This is a genomic window from Rhodococcus sp. DMU2021, assembly GCF_019641445.1.
Classification (GTDB): domain Bacteria; phylum Actinomycetota; class Actinomycetes; order Mycobacteriales; family Mycobacteriaceae; genus Rhodococcus; species Rhodococcus pyridinivorans.
The window spans coordinates 1-3043 of the sequence record NZ_JAIFKB010000063.1; the positions used below are offsets into that span (position 1 = coordinate 1).

The following is a 3043-nucleotide window of genomic DNA, read 5'->3' on the forward strand; positions in this document are numbered from 1 at the left end:
CGTTGGCCGCGGCACTGACCGTGCTCCGGCGTCTGATCAACCGTGCACGTACCCATTACCGGTGGCCGACCCGGCCTACTACCCGCCGACTCAAGTGAGCATCAATTGCCGGTCGCTCTTAGTGGCGTTCGTCTGCGTGGCGCTCGCCACGATGTTGATCTGACGTGCGGTGTGGCGGGCAGGTATTCCGCACTGTTGGGTACGACGGCCTGTCAGGCGACCGTGGCGTCGGGTGCGTCCCGAGGGTCGTGGTCGTCGAGAATGTGCCGGCGTATCTCATCGAATCGGTAGGTCATCGTCGTGATGTCGCGGGGGCTGAGCAGGTCGAGCATGTTCGCGCGCACGGCTGCGACATGTCCGGGAGCAGCGGCGGCGAGCGTGGCCGCGCCGCAGTCGGTCAACTCGGCCCAGGCGCCGCGCTTGTCGGATTCGCAGTGCACGCGCCGCACCCATCCGGCGTTCTCGAGGCGGGTGACCGCCCGAGTGATGCCGCTGCGGGTGACCGTGCTCGCCTCGGCCAGCTCGCGCATCCGCAGCCGTTGCTGCGGTGCTTCGGAGAGCACCACCAGGATTTCGTAGTCGGTGAACGAGATTCCGGTATCGCGGACGAGTTGGCGATCGAGCTGCTGGAGCAGCAGGCGGGTGGCGTCGAGGTAGGTGCGCCACAGGTCGTGTTCGGTGTCGGAGAGCCATCGTGTGTCGGTCATATGTCCAGTTTACCCAATGTAGCTGACTGGGCAACTATATTTTCCACCACTTCGTGCAGTTGCTCGCGCAATCAGTTTTGGTCGATCGCTCCGGGGTATCCCCCTGGGGGCGCAGACGCCGGGCCCGGGGTGCGGCCGGGTCTGCCGGCTCGAACCTTAGTGTCGCCCCGCGAAAAGCCGGTAACCGAAGGAAAGAGGTTGACAGTTCAACCACCTCCATTACAGTGACCACCGGGCGACTCCCGCACCTCGTGTGTCTGCGGGGATCCGGACGAAACCGATGGAAAGTGCCATGAAGTTCAGTTTTCGCCGCCTGATGCGCAGGAAACGCGCCCCGGCCACCGACCCTGTTCACCAGGACACGATCACCGACCAGGAAAGGACCGACATGACCAAGCTGTCGATCATCTACTACTCCGCCACCGGCCACGGAACAGCCATGGCCCAACGTCTGGCCAAGGCCGCCGAAGCGGCCGGCGCCGAGGTACGCGTGCGCCACATCACCGAAACCCGTGATCCGGCCACCTTCGCCGAAAACCCCGCCTGGACTGCAAACTACGAGGCCACGAAGAACCTGCCGGCCGCCACCGGTGACGACATCGTGTGGGCCGACGCCGTCATCTTCGGCTCCCCGACCCGCTTCGCCAGCACCGCCGCCCCCTTCCAGACGTTCATCGACTCCCTCGGCGGGCTGTGGGCACAGGGCAAACTCGCCGACAAGGTCTATGCCGCCTACACCTCGAGCCAGACCGCACACGGCGGACAGGAAACCACCCTCACCGGCCTGTACACCTCGCTGATGCACTTCGGCGGCATCCTCGTGCCGCCCGGCTACACCGACCCGCTCAAGTTCGCCGACGGCAACCCCTACGGGGTCAGTCACGTCACCGGACCGAACAACCAGAACGAACTGAACGACGCCACCCTCGCTGCTCTGGATCACATGGCCACCCGCGTCGTCACCACCGCCGCCAAACTCGCGAACTGACCGTTCTCTCCCTGCCGACCGGATCGCCGCCGATCGGGCGGCGATGCTGCCGTTGCCGCCGATCGCCCCGATGGTCGGATGGCGCCGATCGTTGCGGCTCCCACGCGATCATTACATCCGGCTCGACGCCAATGACTATTCGGTGCATCCGGCCGCGATCGGCCGACGCATCGAGCTCGTCGCCGGACTCGACCGGGTGCAGGCATTCTGCGACGGCCGGATCGTGGCCGACCATCCCCGCTGCTGGGCCACCCACCAGTCGATCATCGATCCCGACCATGCGGACGCCGCCCAGGCACTGCGCCGCAGCCGACTGTCGATCGTCCCGGACCCGACCTCGGTGGAGGTCGAGCAACGCCGGCTCCGCGACTACGACACGCTGTTCGGACTCGACGACGAGGCATCGGGATGAGCACCCATCGCACGGCGGCGGAGCTGACCGCCGAGATCGCCTATCTCACCCGAGCGTTGAAGGCGCCGACGCTGCGGGACTCGGTCGATCGGCTCGCCGATCGTGCCCGTACCGAATCATGGAGTCACGTCGAGTTTCTCGTCGCGTGCCTGCAACGCGAGGTCGCCGCCCGCGAAGCCCACGGCGGGGAAGGACGTATTCGCAGTGCCCGGTTCCCCGCCCGCAAGAGCCTCGAGGAGTTCGACTTCGACTACGCCAGTGGTCTGCGCCGGGAGGTGCTTGCGCATCTGGGCGCACTCGAGCCTCGGTGCCTGCCCCGACGATCCCGAACACGCTGCGTTGTGGCGGTCCACTATTGCTGACGCCGCCGCCTACCGCAGCACTCACCACATCACCGACCAGGACAGCCTCGCCGGAGGCCGACCAAAGGACCGCCGCGGTATGCTTGACTGGACCTATATCGAACGCCAAGGCGCTCACCTGCTTGAACACCACCGTTGGCGCACACCGGGTTACCTCTCCTCGAATGTTGCTCGTGAGCCCGAGAAGACTCAAGTTCAACGGCGTGCCCGCGGCCTCTGACCAAGTTCCGTGTCCTGGCTGAGAGATCACCCATCCGGAGACTCACCGCAGTATTTTATTTCGGATCCCCCATTGCCTTGACGGCCTAGATCTGGTTTGACATAATTCTTTCATTGCTCCTCGCCGTCCTCCGGGACTGGCGAGGCTTTTTTTATCTACCGGGGGGTGTGATGTCGGAAGCGCAGGTTGCACACAGGCTGCGTGCGGCGATCGTGATGGATTACCAGAACATCCATCTGACAGCCCACGACAACTTCGAAGCATTCGGTACCCCGAAGCATCATTCGTTGATCCATCCGCTCGCGTATGCCCGCAATGTGATTGATGAGCGGAACAGGCGTCAACGCTCCGGCT

2 protein-coding genes and 4 pseudogenes are annotated in these 3043 nt (G+C 64.8%); 5 read left to right on the forward strand and 1 reads right to left on the reverse strand.

Translation table 11 applies throughout. The annotated features are described in order from the left end of the window. Positions 1-98 (forward strand): annotated as a pseudogene (locus tag K3M35_RS25495) (IS5/IS1182 family transposase); the annotation flags it as partial. A 114-nt stretch (positions 99-212) separates the two neighbouring features. Here K3M35_RS25495 and K3M35_RS25500 read toward each other — a convergent pair. Continuing rightward, entirely contained in the window at positions 213-707 is a 495-nt protein-coding gene (locus K3M35_RS25500) for a MarR family transcriptional regulator (RefSeq protein WP_138846301.1), read from the reverse strand. 388 nt (positions 708-1095) lie between these two features. On the opposite strand from K3M35_RS25500, the gene wrbA reads away from it, so the two are divergent. The 4 genes and pseudogenes from wrbA to K3M35_RS25520 form a co-directional block, all read left to right on the forward strand. Continuing rightward, positions 1096-1695: an NAD(P)H:quinone oxidoreductase gene (gene wrbA, locus K3M35_RS25505; RefSeq protein ID WP_138846365.1), complete on the forward strand. Its 600-nt coding sequence runs from the start codon at positions 1096-1098 to the stop codon at positions 1693-1695. Continuing rightward, positions 1682-2107: pseudogene (locus K3M35_RS25510) on the forward strand (IS21 family transposase); the annotation flags it as partial. The gene wrbA and the pseudogene K3M35_RS25510, both read left to right, overlap by 14 nt. Further along, positions 2104-2409: pseudogene (locus K3M35_RS25515) on the forward strand (ATP-binding protein); the annotation flags it as partial. The pseudogenes K3M35_RS25510 and K3M35_RS25515, both read left to right, overlap by 4 nt. Before the next feature lie 450 nt (positions 2410-2859). Continuing rightward, a pseudogene (locus tag K3M35_RS25520) lies at positions 2860-3043 on the forward strand (hypothetical protein); the annotation flags it as partial.

Coding starts and splice junctions, on each gene's coding strand:
- K3M35_RS25500 (WP_138846301.1), bottom strand. CDS start 707: ATGACCGACACACGATGGCTCTCCGACACCGAACACGACCTGTGGCGC.
- wrbA (WP_138846365.1), top strand. CDS start 1,096: ATGACCAAGCTGTCGATCATCTACTACTCCGCCACCGGCCACGGAACA.